Source organism: Streptomyces sp. NPDC088553 (assembly GCF_044752965.1).
GTDB lineage: Bacteria > Actinomycetota > Actinomycetes > Streptomycetales > Streptomycetaceae > Streptomyces.
The window spans coordinates 69,564-86,351 of the sequence record NZ_JBIVMG010000007.1 but is presented as its reverse complement, the minus strand read 5'-3'; the positions used below and the strand labels follow the sequence as shown (position 1 = coordinate 86,351).

Sequence of the window (16,788 nt, the reverse complement as noted above, 5' to 3'; positions counted from 1 at the left end):
TGCGGCGGCTGTCAGAACATGCTGAGGAGCTGTTCCACCGTGGGTTCCGCCGCCCCTTCGCCGTCCGGCAGGGCCAGTTCGAACCAGACGGTCTTGCCGCGCGGGGTGCGGCGCGAGCCCCAGGAGGAGCTGAGCAGCCCGACCAGCTGGAGGCCCCGGCCACCCTCGTCGGTGTCCTTGGCGCGGCGGCGCCGGGGCTGCACCAGGCCGGCGTCCCAGACCTCGCAGACGAGGGTGCGGTCGCGGAGCAGCCGGAGCCGGATCTCGCCCTCGCCGTAGCGCAGCGCGTTGGTGACGAGCTCGCTGACGAGGAGTTCGACGGTGTCGACGAGCGGTTCGAGGTCCCAGGCCTTGAGCTGGGTGCGGGCGAGTTCACGGGCCCGGCCGACCGAGCGGGGTTCCCTGGGCAGCCGCCAGTCGCCGACGGCCTCGCTGGGCAGTCCCTGGATCCTGGCCATGAGGAGGGCGATGTCGTCCTCGCCGTGTCCGGTCTCCAGGCTGGTCAGGACCCGGTCGCAGACGTCCTCCAGGGGGCGGGCGGGGTCGGTGAGGGCGCGCCGGAAGGCGCTCAGGCCCTCGTCGAGGGGATGGTCGCGGGATTCGACGAGCCCGTCGGTGTAGAGCGCGAGGAGGGCGCCTTCGGGGAGTTCGACCTCGACCTCCTCGAAGGGTTCGCCGCCGACCCCGAGCGGCATCCCGGGGGGTACGTCGAGCAGCAGGGCCTCTTCGCCGGGTTCGACGAGCACCGGCGGGAGGTGTCCGGCGTTGGCGAAGGTGCAGCGGCGGGTGACCGGGTCGTAGACGGCGTAGACGCAGGTCGCGAGGTAGACCTCGGAGAGTTCGGGGCCGCGGGACTTGTGGCCGCGGGACTGCTGGGCGCCGATGGGGGCGCCGAGGCCGCGGGCGATCTCGTCGAGGTGGGAGAGGACTTCGGCCGGCTCCAGGTCGAGCTGGGCGAGGGTGCGGACGGCGGTGCGCAGTTCGCCCATGGCGACGGCGGCGCGCAGGCCCCGGCCCATGACGTCCCCGATGACGAGGGCGGTGCGGTGGCCGGGGAGTTCGATGACGTCGAACCAGTCGCCGCCGACCTCGGTGGCGGCGGTGCCGGGGAGGTAGCGGCAGGCGATGTCGAGGCCGGCCGCCTCGGGGTCGCCGGGCGGGAGCAGGCTGCGCTGGAGGATCAGGGCCCGCTCGTGCTCGCGGCGGTAGAGGCGGGCGTTGTCGATGCAGACGGCGGCGCGGGCGGCGAGTTCGACGGCGAGGGCGCGGTCGCGCTCCCCGAAGGACTCGCTGCCCTTGGTGCGGGAGAACTGGACGAGTCCGACGACGGTGTCGTGGGCGACCATCGGGACGACCAGGGTGGTCTGGACGAGTTCGCCGTCGAGCCCGGGCACGGTGCGGAGGCGGCCGGTGCGCAGGGCCCCGGCGCAGGGCGAGTTGAAGGGGTAGCGGTGGACGGCGCCGACCTCGATCGGTTCGGGTCCGCAACAGCTGCCGGCCGGTCCGTGGCTGTCCTCGGTTCTCCGGGGGGTGTCGGAGACGGCGCTGGCGAAGGCGACCCTGCGGAGTTCGGCGCTGCCGGCCCCGTAACCGACGTCGTGGGAGCTGCCCCATCGGCCGGGCGGTGCCTCGTCGCCGGTGAGCAGGCCCTGGTAGAGGTCGACGGAGGCGAGGTCGCAGAAGCCGGGGACGGCGACGTCCAGCAGCTCGCGGGCGGTGGCCTCCAGGTCGAGGGAGTTGCCGATGCGGGCGCCCGCCTCGTTGAGGAGGGCGAGGTTGCGGCGGGCGCTGGCGGCTTCCCTGGCGGCGTTGTGGCGGCGGGTCACGTCGATGCCGAGGCCGGCGACGCCGATCGGGCGGCCGGATCCGCTGTGCACGCGGTAGAGGTTGATGGACCAGTGGCGGCGGTCGCGGGAGCCGGGTGCGGCGCCGACGATCTCGAAGTCGGTGACGGACTCCCCGGTCTCCAGGACGCTGCGGAGGGCCGCGGTCATCCGGTCGGCCTCGGGCAGGTTGAGGTAGTCGTGGACGGTGCGGCCGCGGTGGTCGTCGGCGGAGCCGCCGAAGACGGTGGCGAAGCGCCGGTTGGCCCGCTTCACGGTGAGGTCGGTGCCGAAGAGGAGAAAGCCGAAGGGGGATTGGCCGAATATCGCCTGGGAGGCGGCGAGGTCGGTCTCGATGCGGCGCAGGGCGCGGACGTCGACGACGATGCAGAGCGCGGCCCGCTCCCCGGTCTGGGTCTCGCTCGGCATGACGTACATCTCGGCGATGCCGTGGGGCCGGTCGTCGCCGGGGATCCGGAAGGGGACGAGGCCTGTCCACTCCTTGCCGTCGAGGATCTCCCGGACCCGTCGGTGACCGCGCTCGCGCAGGTCGGCGGGCATGAAGGCCTCGACGGGGTCCTTGCCCCTGGCCTCCTCCGCGGTCACCCCGAAGAGGTCCACGGCCCGTCGGCTCCACTGCTCGACGAGTCCGTCGGGCCCGATGGAGAAGGACGCCACCCGGATGTAGTCATAGATGGAGCCGGGCGGGCTGCTCTGCCACACGACGCCGCCACTCGCCTTCTCAGGTATCTCGCTCACGCGACCGTCCCCTCCAGCTCACCGCACCGGACCGGCCATGCCCGCAGTATTCAATACGGCAGGCCCCGACGGCACGACGTTCACGATCACAGGGTGGTCTCGTTCGCTTCGCGCCGAGTACCGGTGATCGTTGTCCCACCCTGTTTACTCACCAGGGAGAGCCAGCTCGAACCATACGGTTTTGCCGGTCCTTCCTTTACGAGTGCCCCAGCGGCGTGCGGAACAGGCCACCAGACCGAGTCCGCGTCCCCCTTCGTCCTCGGGTCCGGGGGCGCGCTCGGTGGGGGGATCCGGAAGCGGATCGGAAACCTCCACGAGCAGCGCGGGCGGGTGGGCGGGGTCGCCGCCGTCGAGTCGGGGGCGGACGAGCCGGACCCCGATCGGTCCGGACGCGTAGCGCAGGGAGTTGGTCACCAGCTCGCTGACCAGCAGGACGGTCAGATCACCGAGGGCCGAGTCGAGGCCCCAGGCACGCAGCGTCTCGCGCACGGCATGTCGAGCCGTGCGCACGGCGTTCGCCTCCGCCGGGAAGTTCCACTCGGCGCGGTCGCCGTCGGTGTCGATCACACCCGATCACTTCCCCAGCCGTGCGTCAGCAGGAAGGACCACGTCCTCTTTCAACGGGTCAATCAGGACATACCCGGAATATGGGGCGGGATATCGCGCTGGGCGCAGCAGCGGGCGCACGGTGGCACGAACGGCGTAGAAAGTCAGCCGTGGGCTCCGATGTCGGGCGCCGCGGGGAGCCTGCGGGCGGCCTCGGCGACGGCGGGGCGGTCCTGGTCGAGCCAGTCGACCGAGTCGAGCTCGGACCGGGCGAGCCAGCGCAGGGCGTCGTGGTCCTCCAGCGGGCGCGGTTCGCCCGAGAGCAGCCGGGCGGTCCAGACCCGGAGGACGTATCCGGGCTTCAGCGGCCACTCGCCGGGGATCCGCTCGCCCGGCTCGACCTCGACGCCGAGCTCTTCGCGCAGCTCGCGGACGAGGGCCTCTTCAGGACTCTCGCCCGGTTCGAGCTTGCCGCCGGGCAGTTCCCAGCGGCCGGCGAGCTCGGCGGGGGCGCTGCGGCGTGCGGCGAGCAGCCGCCCCCGGTCGTACAGGGCGCCCGCGACGACGACCACGACGGGTTCGTGGGGCGCGGTGGGGTCGGTGGTGCGTTCGGTCATGGGCGCGAGCGTAGCCGGGCCCGGCCGGCGTCCGCCGGACTCAGAGCGCGGGGGTGCCGATGCGCTCGACCCAGTAGAGCTGCTTGTGGCCGCGATCGTCGAGGCTGTCCGCGATCTTCTGCGCTTCGTCCTCGGTCGCGTACCGCCCCACCCGGTAGCGGTTGCCGTTGTCGTCCTGCCGAATGACGAGCCAGGCGAGAACAGGGCCGCTCTCGGTCATCAGGCTTCTCCCTCCGCCGGTCCGGGCGCCGTTGAGGATCTCCGTGAAACCGCAATCCGCATATGCCGGAGCTTACGCCTGACCTTCACACAGCGGATACGGATTTACACAAAGAGATACGGATCGGCCGGGAACCGACGGAGGGAGGCCGAAGTCACGCGCCGGGGGCCGCCCCGGGCACGGTCGGCACGGGCATCAGGACGGGACCGCCGGCGCCCTCGGGGCCCTTGCGGCAGACGTCGCCGCACGTGGCGTCGAGCGAGCAGCAGAGGGAGCAGACCGGGCCGGACCGCACCGGGCAGTCGGCGATGTCGGGGAGTTCGTAGGCGGTCTCACACTCGGCGCAGGTGTGGGTCGCCCGCTCGTCGACGGCACCGGCGGCCGGACCGTTCACCGTGTTGGGGCGGGCCAGGTAGTAGCGGCCCTTGGTGGCCCAGGCGATCAGCGGGCAGAGGACGAGGGCGAGACCGGCCGCGATGAAGGTGGAGAAGGCCTGGGCGTAGGTACCGAAGGCACCGAAGAAGGCGAGGATCGAGACCATGGAGGCGACGACCATGGCACCGAAGCCGGCCGGGTTCACGGCGTACAGATAGGCGCGCTTGAACTCGATGTACGGGGGGCTCCAGCCGGCCCGCTTGTTGATGACGAGGTCGGCGGCGACGGCCGTGATCCAGGCGATGCCGACGTTGGAGTAGAACCCGAGCAGCTTGTTCAGGGCCGCGAACATGTTCATCTCCATCAGCGTCAGCGCGATGGCGAGGTTGAGGAAGATGTACCAGACGCGGCCCGGGTGCCGGTGGGTGACACGGGAGAAGAAGTTCGACCAGGACAGCGACCCGCTGTAGGCGTTGGTGACGTTGATCTTGACCTGGGAGACGATCACGAAGAGCGCGGCGGCGGGCAGGGCGAACGTCCCGAGCCAGGGCTTGAGCGCCTCGATCTGAGGGGCGATCGGCTCCAGGGCGTGGGTCTTGCCGACGGCCTCCAGGGCGACGAACGCGAGGAAGGCGCCACCGAGCTGCTTGGCCGCGCCGATGATGACCCAGCCGGGACCGGCGGCGAGCACGGCGAGGTTCCAGCGGCGCTTGGTGGCCTCCGTCCTGGCCGGCATGAAGCGCAGATAGTCGGCCTGTTCGCCGATCTGGGCGATCAGGGAGAGCGCGACGCCCGTGCCGAGCCCGAAGCCGATCCACGAGAAGCCGGCGCCGGCTCCCTCCGTACCGCCGAAGGAGGCGAAGGCGCCCCAGGCGTCGGGGGCTTCGAAGGCCAGGACGACGAAGGGCAGCACCATGCCGATGATCCAGACCGGCTGGGTCCAGGCCTGCACCTTGGCCAGGGCTCCCATGCCGCGGAAGACGATCGGGATGACGATGAGGGTGGTGATCAGGTAGCCGACCTCGACCGGCAGCCCGACGGCCTGATGCATGGCCTGGGCCATGATCGAGCCTTCGAGGGCGAAGAAGATGAAGGTGAAGGAGGCGTAGATGAGCGAGGTGAGCGTCGAGCCGAAGTAGCCGAAGCCGGCGCCGCGGGTGATGAGGTCCATGTCCAGGCCGTACGTGGCGCAGGCCCTGGCGATGGGGATGCCGGTGAGGAAGATGAGTGTGGCGGCGGTGAGGATCGAGGCGAGCCCGCTGCCGAAGCCGTAGGTGAAGACGATCGAGGCGCCGATCGCGAAGTCGGCGAGATAGGCGATGCCGCCGAGGGCGGTTCCCGCGACGGTCCCGGGCGACCAGCGCCGGAACGAGTGCGGGGCGTAGCGCAGCGAGTAGTCCTCGCGGCTCTCGTCGGCGGCCAGCTTGGCGTAGCTGCGGCGGGGGCCTCCGGGTGGCGGCGCGACCTCCGACGGCTCCTCAAGGGCCTGGGAGATGCTCCCACCCGGCTCCGGGGTGGGGGTGGTGACCGTGTCCGTCATGAGGGTTCCTGTCGTCCGACCGGTTCGCGGGTACGGACGAGGAAAGTAGGAGCCGGTCGTGACGGACGGCGGCGGCACGCGGTTGCGCCGGGGTTACGCGAGTTGACGCCGGGTTAACTCGCGGTCACGCAGCCCGGACGTCGGGGTCCGCTGAACGGTCACCGCACCGGCAGGTGGTACGAGAGGCGGTAGCGGTCGGCCGGGACCACGACGTCGGCGGTCTCGACGGCCCGGCCCGAGGCGTAGTACGTGCGCTCCACGACCATCACGACGTGACCCGGCACCCCGCCGAGCGCCAGGAGTTCCTCGGCGAGGCCGGGCCGGGCGCCGACCTCCTCCACCACGTTGTCCACGACCACGTCGATGGCCGCCATCCGCTCGACGACACCGCAGCCGCCCAGGGGGCCCTCCTCGGGCAGCATGACCGGCGTCCGGCCCGTGACGGCGAGCGGCTCCCAGGAGGTGGCGACCATCATGGGCTCGCCGCCGTCCCGGTACACGTACCGCGTGCGCATCACGCGCTCCCCCGGCTCGATGCCGAGCCGCTCGGCCACCTCGCCGCCCGCCGGCTCCTGCTCGCTGCTCGACTCCCAGGTGCCGCGGGCCCCTTCGGCCGCCTGCTCCTGCCGGAAGGGGCTGGCGCCCGACGCGGGACGGTAGCCGGAACGGGCGATCCTGCGCGGCACCGGGCGCTCCCGGACGTAGGTGCCCGAGCCGGAGCGCCCTTCCACCAGCCCCTCGGCCATGAGCACCTTGCGGGCCTCCAGCGCGACGGTGTCCGACACCCCGTACTCCTCGCGGATGCGTGCCTGCGAGGGGAGACGGGTATGCGGCGGAAGCGAGCCGTTCGCGATCTTCTCCCGCAGATCGCTCGCCACGCGCAGATAGGCGGGCTGCTCACCGAACGTCACTGGACACTCCCCTCAGGTTGACTGACAGCTACAGACTGACAACCGTCGGTCGCGATCCGCAAGCATGGGCCAAAGTTTCACTCGAAGTGATGACTCCGAGATCACACCTCTTGCTACCCACGGTCACCCCGGATAGGCGACGTCAGCCCTCTTGACCAGCATTGGTACAGACCAATACGTTCCTGCCAGCACGCTCCACTCCGCACGCGCCATCCCGCCTCGCACAGGAACGAGCCCATGCGTCCCAGAGCCATGACCAAGCTGACCTTCGGTGCGGCCGCCGCGGCCACTCTCGGTCTCCTCGCCACCCTGGCCCCCACCGCCGACGCGCACCAGCCGTCCGGGCACAAGCCCGAGCTGAAGCGGATCGGCTACTTCACCCAATGGGGCATCTACGGACGGAACTTCCAGGTCAAAGACCTGGAGACGAGCGGCACCGCCGCCAAGCTCAGCCACATCAACTACGCCTTCGGCGTGATCGGCTCGGACGGCAAGTGCCTCATGGGCAACGCACCCGGCTCCGACCCGTGGGCGGACTACGTGCGCCCGGTCGACGCCGCCACCTCGGTGGACGGCGTCGGCGACACCGCCGAGCAGCGACTGGCGGGGAACTTCAACGAGTTGCGCGAGCTGAAGGCCAAGAACCCCGGCCTCAAGGTCATGATCTCGCTGGGCGGCTGGACCGGCTCCGCGCACTTCTCCGACGCGGTGCGCACCGACGCCGGCCGCAAGGCCCTCGTCGCCTCCTGCGTCGACACGTACATCAAGGGCAACCTGCCCGTCGACGGCGCCCGCGGCGGCGCCGGAGCCGCCGCCGGGATCTTCGACGGCGTCGACCTCGACTGGGAGTGGCCCGGCTCGGACGGCGCCCCCGGGAACGTGATCCGCCCCGAGGACAAGCCCAACTTCACCAAGCTGGTACGGGAGTTCCGCACCCAGCTCGACGCCTACGGCCGCTCGCTGCCGAAGGCGCAGCGCAAGCACTACGAGCTCAGCGCGTACGTGCCCACCGCGCCCGCCAAGATCGACGCGGGCTTCGAGGTCTCCAGGATCATGCGGGACTTCGACTTCGTGAACCTCCAGGGCTACGACTTCCACGTCTCGGGCGAGAAGACCACCGCCCAGCAGTCCGCGCTCTTCGCCAAGGACGACTTCAGCGTCGACCAGACCGTCAAGGCCTGGCTGCGGCGCGGTGCCCCCGCCCACAAGCTCGTGGTCGGCATGCCGTTCTACGGCCAGGGCTGGACCGGCGTCACCGGCGGCGGCGACGGCCTCGGACAGCCGGCGACCGGCCCCGCCCCCGCGACCTGGGTGGCGGGCTCCGAGGACTACAAGTACCTGAAGAAGCTGGCCGATTCGGGCACGTACAAGCTCCACCGCGGCTACCGCAACGGCCACGCCTGGCTCTTCGACGGCACCAACCTGTGGACGTACGACGACCCGACCGTGCTGCGCACCAAGGCGTCCTACGTCCGGCAGAACGGACTCGGCGGCGCCATGGTCTGGTCCCTCGACGGGGACACCGCGGACGGTGAGCTGATCACCGCCATCGACCGGGGTCTGACCCGGCGCTGACACCCCGCCCCGGCCGCCGTCCGGCGGTGGCCGGGGCCCCCGGACCGCGGACCGGCCCCGCCGCTCGCGGTGGACCGGCGGCGGCGGTCGGTCACGGGCCGCCGCTCTCCGGACCACCGCCCGGTCCGCAGACGACGGGGCCGGGCCTCCCGAGGGAGACCCGGCCCCGTCTCCCGCACCCGCGGGCTCAGGCGGACGCGCCCCCGCCCGACGTGGCCGCCGGCGGTGTGCCGGTCAGGTCGAGGGCGGTGCGCGCGTCCGCGCCCAGGTCATCGGGGAGGACCTCCCACGCCGGGTCGTACGCCTCCCAGTAGGCGTCCGCGTCGGCCGCCGTCGCCAGCTTGAGCCACTGCTTCGACGCCGCCGCGAGCTGCTTGCGGAGCGCCGCGACGGAGGCGGCGGAGTCGGCGGGCCAGGTGCGCTGCCCCAGCCCCGCGTACGCCGTGTTGATCGCGCCCAGGAGCTCCGTGGCCCACACCTTGTTGGCGGTGAAGTCCTCGTCCGGGTCCTCCTCCGGCTCCCGGTACGTCACCGTCTCGATCGGGTTGACGGTCTTCAGGAAGGACTCCTGGTCGTCGCTGAGCAGGGTCGCGTCGGAGCGTACGGAGCCCTTGAACGGCTTCTTCTCGTCGGCGAACGTGCAGGTCACGGTGCGGTCGCCGAGCCGCCAGCTCTGGGCGCTGGGAACGTAGTAGTACGGCCAGACGTCCGCGGGGACGGCCCAGGTGTCCAGCGCGTAGCCGGCGCTGATCGTCTCGCAGCGCTTCTCCGCGATGCTGTCGATCGTGTCCTCGCCGGGCCATCCGTCGAAGCCGGTCAGCTTGAAGCCGCCGGTGACCTCGCCGTTGTGCGGGCGGTCGCAGTCGACGACCGTGACGTTCGTCGCGTACTCCTCCATCTTGCCGTCGGGGGTGAAGCACTGGCCGGCCCGCAGCGCGAACGGCGACTTCGAACGGGCCGCCTCGTCCACACCCTCCTTGACGCCGCCCCAGAACGCGCTGATGCCGCCGGTGGCGATGCCGGTCACGAGCAGCAGACAACTGAGGACGGAGAGGACGATGCCCGCGACGGCGAGCCCCTTGCCGGCCTGGTCCCGCTTCCTGATCTGCGGAAGGGCGACGAGGCCGAGCACCAGCCCGAGCGGCGGCAGGCAGCAGACGATGCCGGAGACGAGGGAGCCGACGGCGAGCCCGTTGGTGGTCCGCCGGGGCGGCTGCCCGTACGGACCGGCGCCGGGCATGCCGGGCGCACCGGGTCCGCCGGGCGTCCCCGCGTAGGGACCGGCCGCGTACGGCATCCCCGGCGAGGTGTACGGCCCCGGCGCGGGCCAACTCCCCTGCTGCGGCCCGCCCTGAGGGGACGGCGGCGGTGGGGTCGGCGGGGTCGGCTCCACGGGTACGGTGCTCCTGTCCGGGGCGAACGGCACGAACAAACGATCGGTCGCGCATCGTACGCGGCCCCGCGGAGGGGACGACATCCGGGGGACAACTCCGACGATCCCGGCAGCGACGGCGCCGCGGCCGGACCCATGCCCGGAAGGGGCGGCCGCCCTCAGGCGACCGCCCCTCACCGCTCACGATCCGTGCTGTTCACGATCCTTGCGGCTCACGATCCGTGCCGCTCACGATCCCTCGGGACCGGGGTCAGAACTGCAGGCCCCAGGAGTCGATCTTGCCGGTGTCGGCGTTCGCGTTGTCCGTGACCCGGAGCTTCCACGTGCCGTTGGCGACCTCCGAGGAGGCGTTCACGCTGTACGTGGTGTTGATGTTGTCCGAGCTGCCGCCGGTGCCGAAGGCCTTCAGCGTGTACGCCGAGCCGTCGGGGGCGATCAGCTGGACCTGGAGGTCACCGATGTAGGTGTGGACGATGTTCACCGGCACCTGGAGGGCGGCCGGGGCGTTGCCGGCGACGCCGCTGACGGTGACCGGGGACTCGACGGTCGAGTTGTCGGCGATGGCGAAGTCGGCGGTGTTCTCGAACTTCGGGCCGGGCGGGGTGGTGGTGCCGCCGCCGACGTAGAGCAGCCGGTTCGGGGAGCCGGAGCCGGGGTTGGTGACGACGTTCGGGGTGGCGGCGGTCGTCAGGGCCGTGGAGACCTGCGCCGGGGTCGCCGTCGGGTTGGCGGCGAGGTAGACGGCCGCGGCGCCCACGACGTGCGGGGTCGCCATGGACGTACCGGAGATGGTGTTGGTGGCGGAGTCGCTGGAGTTCCAGGACGAGGTGATGTTGGAGCCCGGGGCGAAGATGTCCAGGACCGCGCCGTAGTTGGAGAAGCTGGAGCGGGCGTCGGTGTTGGTCGTGGAGCCGACGGTGATGGCCTCGGCGACGCGCGCCGGCGAGTAGTTGGAGGCGTTGGAGCTGTCGTTGCCCGCCGCGACGCCGTACGTGACGCCGGAGGCGATCGAGTTGCGGACGGCCGTGTCGAGGACGCTGTCGACGCCGCCGCCGAGGCTCATGTTGGCGACGGCCGGCTTCACGGCGTTCCGCGTGACCCAGTCGATGCCCGCGACGACCTGCTCGGTCGTGCCGGAGCCGGAGTTGTCGAGGACGCGGACGCCGACGATCTTCGCCTTCTTCGCGACGCCGTACGACGTGCCCGCGACCGTACCGGCGACGTGGGTGCCGTGGCCGTGGCCGTCCTGCGCGGTGTTGTCGTTGTCGATGGCGTCGTAGCCGTAGGAGGCGCGGCCGCCGAAGTCGCTGTGGGTGATGCGTACGCCGGTGTCGATGATGTACGCGGTGACGCCCTGGCCCGCGGTGTCCGGGTAGGTGTAGCTCTGGTTCAGCGGAAGGGCCTTCTGGTCGATCCGGTCCAGGCCCCAGGACGGCGGGGACGGCTGCGTGCCGTCGACCGTGAAGACGCGGTTCTGGACGACGGAGGTCACGGCGGGGTCGGCCGCGAGCTTCCTCGCCTGCGCCTCGGAGAGTTCGACGGAGTAGCCGTTGACCGCCGAGGTGTACGTCCGCTTGATCTTCGCGCCGAACCTGGCGGCCACGGCCCGGCCCTTGGCGGTCTCCGCCTGCGCCGACTCGTCGAGGGTGACGATGTAGCTGCCCGCGATCGTGCCTTCGGCTCCCGCGTTCTCGATGACGCCCTCCGGGGCGGCCGGTGAGGCGGCGGCCGGGAGGGCGGAGAGGGTGCCGAGGGTGAGGGCGGTGACGGCGACGGCCGCGGCGGTGGCGATTCGACGCCGTGATTCACGCATCACTGACATGTGAGGGGTCCTCCTCATTGGTGGTGCGTCGCTGTGGGGGATTAGCAGGGACATGACAAGACGATGTGGCTCCACACCGCCTCGGACATCCGGCTGCCGAGCGAAAGATTGACTGATCCATAGGAATCTCACAAGGGCTCTCGACAGCCCGCAACACCCGCGCCACACAGCTGACATGCTGATCTTCATGACCTCGTACGTGTGCCACCGCTGCCAGGTTCACTCGCCCACGGACACCCTCACCTGGTGTTGTCCGAAGTGCCGCGGCCCCTGGGACCTTGAGTTCACCGGCGGGCCGGTTTCACTCCCGTCACTCGCGTCACGCCGAAATTCGTTGTGGCGTTACGAGGAAGCGCTGCCACCGATGCCGTACGCGGCGGAGGTGACGCTCGGGGAGGGCCGTACGCCCCTCGTCCCCCTGGAGGAAGGGGAGCGGGGATCGGTTTCCGCCAAGCTCGACTTCCTCATGCCGACGCTTTCCTTCAAGGACCGCGGCGCGGTGATGCTCGCCGCCCACGCGCTCCGCCTCGCACGGAACGGCGGCCTCCGCCGGGTCGTCGCCGACAGCAGCGGGAACGCGGGCACGGCGATCGCCGCGTACGGCGCACGGGCCGGGCTCGACTGCCTCGTGTACGTCCCCGAGGGCACCTCGCCCAAGAAACTGGAGCAGATCCGGGCGCACGGGGCGCAGGTCGTCGAGGTCCCCGGCGACCGCGAGGCCACGGCCCACGCCGCGCGGGCGGCCGCCGACGAGCCGGGCACCTTCTACGCCTCGCACGTCTACAACCCGTACTTCCTGCACGGCACCAAGACCTACGTCTACGAGCTGTGGGAGGAGTTGGGCGGCCGCCTCCCGGACACGATCGTCGTCCCCGTCGGCAACGGCACCCTGCTCCTCGGCGCCGCCCTGGCGCTCGACGAGCTGCACCGCCACGGACTCATCGACGACCGCCCCGTGCTCGTCGCCGTCCAGGCGGAGGCCGTCTCCCCGCTGGCCGCGGCCTTCCACGCGGGCGCGGAGGAGCTGGGCGAGGCCGTCCCCGCCCGCCCCACCCTCGCCGAGGGCATCGCGATCCCGGCGCCGCCCCGCGCCCACCAGATCCTGCGGGCGGTACGGGCGACGGGCGGCACGTTCCTGACGGTGACGGAGGACCAGATCCGTACCTCACAACGGGAGTTGGCCCGACGCGGACTCTTCGTGGAGTCCACCGGCGTGGCCTGCTGGGCGGCGGTCCGGGCGGTCGCGCCGAGGCCCGGTCTCACCGTCGTACCGCTGTGCGGGGCGGGGGCGAAGACCGGCCTGGCGCAGTGACCTCCGGAGCGGCCGGGGGCCGGCCGGGGGCCGGCCGGGGGTCAGGGAGCGGGCGTCCGGGGAGAGCGTCCCGGGGTGGAGCCGCTGACGGCCGGGTGGGGCGTCAGCGGTGAATCCGCTCAGAACTCGTCGGCGCCGTTGCGGAGCTCCTCCGTCCAGTAGCCCGTCTTCGCGGCGGCCTCGTCGACGGCGAGGCCGCCCGCGGGGGCCTTGACGACGATGCTGCCCTCGGCCGGGCCGTCGGCGGCGAAGAGGTTCACGTTGAAGCTCTTCACGACCTTGTTGTCCTCGTGGGCGCCGCCGAGCGCGACCCGCACGTTCGCGTACGCGGGCGCGCCGGGCTTCAGGACGACCGGGGCGGCCGGCTTGCTCTTCGCGACGGCCGGGACGTCCTTGGCGGTCTGGATCGGGCCGAAGGCGATCAGCGGGTACTCGAGCAGGGTGCAGGCGCTGCCGGAGGTGTTGGTGGCGGTGAGGACGATGTGCTCGGTCGGGACCTCGTCGGCCTTCGCCGCCGTGACCTTGATGTCGCCGTAGGCACAGGCGGGCGCCGCGGCGGAGGTCTTGCCGGAGGACTTGCCGCCGGTCGAGGACCCCGCCGTCGTCCCCTTCGTACCGCTGCCGCCGGAGGTACCGCCGGACGCCGTCGACCCCCCGGTCGTCGACCCACCGGCCGAGCCGGAGCCGCTCTTCGCGGCGGTCTGGTCGGCGGTGCCCGCGGCGGCGCCCGTCCCCGTGTCGGTGGCGCCCGTGTCCGACGGGGCGGAGCTCGCGCTGCCCGCGTCCTTCGCGCCGCTGTCCGTGCCGCCGCCGCAGGCCGTCAGGCCGAGCGAGAGGGCGGCGATGGCGGCGGCGGCCAGGACGGTGGACTTGTGGTGGGTACGCATGGTGGTTCTCCCCCGTGAAGCGTTCGGTCGGTGCGGATGCGCCGGGACGACTGCCCCTGCGCCACGGCTCCGGGTGCGTCGTGCACTCGGTGCTGTATCCAGCTTCCGGCCTCGCGCTGCCGTCCCGCTTGCGTACCGCTAACGATCCGCTGACAGGCGGGAAAGCCCCGCAGCCGCCCGAGCCGAACCCTCGGTGAAACCGGCCGCGTCGGCCGCCACGATCGCGCGTTCCAGCTGGTCGGCGGCCTCCTCCAGGCGGCCGATACCGGCCAGCGCCTCACCCTTGACGATCTGCAGCTGGGCCTGGACGACCACCGCGTCGGGCGCGACGAGTTCCCCGGCGCGAAGGGTGTGCGCGAGCGCCGCCTCGTAGTCCCCCGCCTTCATGCAGTGCCCCGCCAGGTGATGGAGGGTGAGCACCTGGGTGGACGGATGGCCCGTGCGGTCGGCGAGGGAGACGGCGTGCACCATGAGCAGCCCGGCCCGCTCGTGCTCCCCCGCCGCGTCCAGGACGGCGGCGTAGTTGACGTACGCGATCGCCTCGCTGATCGTGTCGCCGGCCCGGGCGGCCAGGCCGGGCGCCTTCTCCAGATGGACGAGCGCCTCGGCGTCCCGGCCCTCCTCGTGCAGGATCCAGCCGAGCAGCGCCCTGGTCCGCGACTGTGCGTCGAAGTCGCCCACGTGCTCGGCGGAGGCGAGTCCGGCCTCCAGGAGCGGCGTCCAGCCGTCCCCGATCCGCATGAGCATCAGCGGCCACTGCACCAGGGCGAGCCGCCAGGCCCGGTCGTGCAGGCCGAGGGCGGCCGCGGCGGTGACGGCGCCCTCCAGGGCCGCGCGCTCGGCCACGTACCAGTCGAGGGCCGCCGTACGGTCCTCGAACTCGAGGATCGCGGCGGGCCGGCGGGCGTCGGCGGGCAGTGAGTAGCAGGGCTGGGAGCCCGGCTCGGCGGCGGCGTCGGCCGCGAGCCCCGTGTACAGGTAGTGGTCGAAGAGCCGGCGCAGGCCCTCCGGGTCGGCGCCCTCCGCGAGGTGGCGGGCGTAGAGCCGTACCAGGTCGTGCGGCATCCAGCGGCCGGGGACGGGCTCCGTGAGCAGATGGGCGGCGGCCAGCCGGTCCAGGTCGGCCGCGGCCTGCACCGGGGACGTACCGACGAGCGCGCCGGCCGCGAACCGGTCCAGGTCGGAGCCGGTGTGCAGGCCGATCGCGCGGAACAGCCGGGCCGCGGAGTCGGGCAGCTGCTGCACGGTGAGGTGCAGCGCGGCGGAGACGCCCCGGTCCTCGACGTCGAGGAGCATCAGCCGGCTCTGTTCGTCGGCGAGTTCGCCGACCATCGCGTCGAGGGTCCACCCCGGACGCTCGGCGAGCCGTGCGGCCGTCACCCGCAGGGCGAGCGGAAGGCCGTCGCAGAGGCCGGCGAGCCGTGCGGCGGCGGCGGGCTCGGCGGCGACGCGCGTCCTGCCGAGGACGGTGGTCAGCAGCGCGGCGGAATCGGCCGGGGGGAGATGGCCGAGCGGCACCGGCCGGGCCGCGTCGGAGGCGATGAGGCCGCCGAGCCGGTCCCGGCTGGTGACCAGGGTGGCGCAGTGGTCGCCGCCGGGCAGCAGGGGCCTGACCTGCTCGGAGGAGCGGGCGTTGTCGAGGAGGACGAGCAGCCGGCGGCCGGCGGTCAGGGAACGGAACAGGGCGCCGCGCGCCTCGACGGCCTCCGGGATCCGCTGCGGCTGCACGCCGAGCGCGAGGAGGAATTCACGGAGGACACCGGCGGTCTCGGGTGCCGAAGTGTCGCTGAAGCCGCGCAGGTCGGCGAAGAGCCGCCCGTCGGGGAAGTCGGCACGGCGCTCGTAGGCCCAGTGCACCGCGAAGGCCGTCTTGCCGACGCCGGCGGGCCCGGTGACCAGACAGACGGGTCCGTCGCCGCCGCGTGCGGCCCGGTCGAGGGCGGCGAGTTCGGGGCCGCGCCCGGTGAATCCGCGCGGGGCGCGCGGCAGCCCCTCCGGCGCCGGGACCGCGACGGGAGCGACGGGCCGGCGCACGGTCACGGGCTCGGCGGAGCGGAGCAGCGTCGCGTACGCCTCGCTGAGCGTCTCGCCGGGATCGACGCCCAGTTCCTCGGCGAGCAGCCGCCGGGTGCGGTGGTACCAGTCGATCGCGTCCGACTGCCGGCCCGAACGGCCCAGGGCCAGCATCAGCGCGGCCGCGAGGGACTCCCGCAGGGGGTGCGCGACGGCCTCGGTACGCAGCACGGCGGCGGCCCTGGCATGCTCGCCGAGCTCTCCGTACGCCTCCGCGAGCGACTCGACGGAGGCGAGCCGCAGCTCCTCAAGCCCCCCGGCGGCGGCCTCCAGCGGCCTGCTGTGCACGGTCCCGGTGAGCGCGGGCCCCTGCCAGTACGACAAGGCCTCCCGCAGCATCCGTACCGCGTCGGCGGGCCGCCGCTGCACCCCGGCGAGCGCCACGAGCTCCTCGAAGCGGTGCGCGTCCACCAGGGACTCCGGCATCCGCAGCACGTACGCCGACCCCTGCGTGGCGAGCTCGACCCCGTACGCCTCCGCCCCGTGCTCGGCGAGCAGCGCCCGCAGCCGCGAGACGTGCCCCTGCAGCACGGTCTTGGCGTGGGTGGGCGGCTCCTCCTCCCAGAGCGCGTCGATCAGCTGACCGACGTTCACCGCGCTGTTGGGCCGCAGCAGCAGCATGACGAGAAGACTGGACCGTTTGGCGGGCCCCAGGGCTACGTCCCCGTCCTCCGTCACCAGCGCAACGGAGCCGAGCAGCCGGAACTCCACCAGTACACCTCCGCGATCCGTCTCCCCTGTTCACCAGCTGTCGAGGATACGTGGGGCGGGAGGGCCGGCCGACGGCTCGGCCCCACGGCTGGCGGAAATCGCCGGGGTCGTTCCATGGAGACGGGACGGATTCCGTACGGAAAGAGGGCTCCGTACGGAAAGAGGGCCGTACGGAAAGAGGGCTCCGTACGGAGTGAGGATGAGGGGCCGGGCTCGAATCAGCG

General features: G+C 72.3%; 12 protein-coding genes. 2 read left to right on the top strand and 10 right to left on the bottom strand.

The genetic code is table 11. The features are described from left to right. Positions 1 to 11 precede the first annotated feature (11 nt). The 6 genes from ACIP8Z_RS24225 to ACIP8Z_RS24200 all read right to left on the bottom strand — a co-directional run bounded on the left by ACIP8Z_RS24225 (position 12) and on the right by ACIP8Z_RS24200 (position 6,791). On the bottom strand, positions 12 to 2,582 hold the full coding sequence (locus ACIP8Z_RS24225; protein WP_402086721.1) for a SpoIIE family protein phosphatase: 2,571 nt from the start codon (positions 2,580 to 2,582) through the stop codon (positions 12 to 14). A 144-nt stretch (positions 2,583 to 2,726) separates the two neighbouring features. After that, the gene (locus ACIP8Z_RS24220) at positions 2,727 to 3,149 is read right to left on the bottom strand and encodes an ATP-binding protein (RefSeq protein ID WP_402086719.1); all 423 of its coding nucleotides are present in this window, start codon (positions 3,147 to 3,149) and stop codon (positions 2,727 to 2,729) included. Between the two features lie 143 nt (positions 3,150 to 3,292). Then, on the bottom strand, positions 3,293 to 3,745 hold the full coding sequence (locus tag ACIP8Z_RS24215) for a (deoxy)nucleoside triphosphate pyrophosphohydrolase (RefSeq protein ID WP_402086717.1): 453 nt from the start codon (positions 3,743 to 3,745) through the stop codon (positions 3,293 to 3,295). Between the two features lie 40 nt (positions 3,746 to 3,785). Beyond that, positions 3,786 to 3,965: an SPOR domain-containing protein gene (locus ACIP8Z_RS24210; protein ID WP_030320624.1), complete on the bottom strand. Its 180-nt coding sequence runs from the start codon at positions 3,963 to 3,965 to the stop codon at positions 3,786 to 3,788. Positions 3,966 to 4,119: 154 nt separating this feature from the next. Further along, complete coding sequence (locus ACIP8Z_RS24205; RefSeq protein WP_402086714.1) at positions 4,120 to 5,880, bottom strand: purine-cytosine permease family protein; 1,761 nt, start codon at positions 5,878 to 5,880, stop codon at positions 4,120 to 4,122. Between the two features lie 158 nt (positions 5,881 to 6,038). Continuing rightward, positions 6,039 to 6,791, bottom strand: a complete 753-nt coding sequence (locus ACIP8Z_RS24200; RefSeq protein WP_209496631.1) for a GntR family transcriptional regulator — start codon at positions 6,789 to 6,791, stop codon at positions 6,039 to 6,041. Positions 6,792 to 7,028: 237 nt separating this feature from the next. Between ACIP8Z_RS24200 and ACIP8Z_RS24195 the strand changes: the two genes are divergently transcribed. Further along, positions 7,029 to 8,366, top strand: a complete 1,338-nt coding sequence (locus ACIP8Z_RS24195; protein WP_402086711.1) for a glycoside hydrolase family 18 protein — start codon at positions 7,029 to 7,031, stop codon at positions 8,364 to 8,366. 187 nt (positions 8,367 to 8,553) lie between these two features. Here the strand turns inward: ACIP8Z_RS24195 and ACIP8Z_RS24190 are convergent, their stop codons facing one another. Then, complete coding sequence (locus ACIP8Z_RS24190) at positions 8,554 to 9,759, bottom strand: DUF4190 domain-containing protein (RefSeq protein WP_402086709.1); 1,206 nt, start codon at positions 9,757 to 9,759, stop codon at positions 8,554 to 8,556. Between the two features lie 250 nt (positions 9,760 to 10,009). Then, complete coding sequence (locus ACIP8Z_RS24185; RefSeq protein ID WP_402086706.1) at positions 10,010 to 11,581, bottom strand: S8 family peptidase; 1,572 nt, start codon at positions 11,579 to 11,581, stop codon at positions 10,010 to 10,012. 175 nt (positions 11,582 to 11,756) lie between these two features. On the opposite strand from ACIP8Z_RS24185, the gene ACIP8Z_RS24180 reads away from it, so the two are divergent. Beyond that, a complete protein-coding gene (locus tag ACIP8Z_RS24180) occupies positions 11,757 to 12,893 on the top strand; it encodes a threonine synthase (RefSeq protein ID WP_402086703.1) in 1,137 nt (378 codons plus the stop codon). A 119-nt stretch (positions 12,894 to 13,012) separates the two neighbouring features. Here the strand turns inward: ACIP8Z_RS24180 and ACIP8Z_RS24175 are convergent, their stop codons facing one another. After that, positions 13,013 to 13,780 (bottom strand): DUF4232 domain-containing protein, encoded by a 768-nt coding sequence (locus tag ACIP8Z_RS24175; protein ID WP_402086701.1) that lies wholly within the window; start codon positions 13,778 to 13,780, stop codon positions 13,013 to 13,015. A gap of 138 nt (positions 13,781 to 13,918) precedes the next feature. Then, positions 13,919 to 16,564, bottom strand: a complete 2,646-nt coding sequence (locus ACIP8Z_RS24170; protein ID WP_402086699.1) for a BTAD domain-containing putative transcriptional regulator — start codon at positions 16,562 to 16,564, stop codon at positions 13,919 to 13,921. Between the last annotated feature and the right edge of the window lie 224 nt (positions 16,565 to 16,788).